The organism is Lactobacillus nasalidis, from assembly GCF_016587775.1.
In the GTDB taxonomy this organism is placed as follows: Bacteria; Bacillota; Bacilli; order Lactobacillales; family Lactobacillaceae; genus Lactobacillus; species Lactobacillus nasalidis.
The window spans coordinates 1-232 of sequence record NZ_BOCG01000038.1 but is presented as its reverse complement, the minus strand read 5'-3'; the positions used below and the strand labels follow the sequence as shown (position 1 = coordinate 232).

Here is a 232-nt window from a genome sequence, read left to right as displayed (position 1 = left end):
AATCACCATGACAAAGCCCTGGCCCAGCTTGAGCAGCGGCAGCTGGATGATCTCCAGCAGCCAGTCGCCAAAGTACTGGCCGGTGATGGTCTGGAAAAGATAGTTCAGCCCGCCGACTATAAAAAGAGCCAGCATGACCGGAATCGCGGCCTCAAAAGCCGCCACCTGCGCCGGCGGCATCTGCGACTGGATCCGCAGGCCCAGTCTGGCCTTGACGCCCAAGATGTACAGC

At 59.9% G+C, this 232-nt stretch carries 1 pseudogene; it reads right to left on the bottom strand.

From position 1 onward, the window contains the following. Nucleotides 1-232 (bottom strand): annotated as a pseudogene (locus tag lacNas_RS00275) (PTS sugar transporter subunit IIC); the annotation flags it as partial.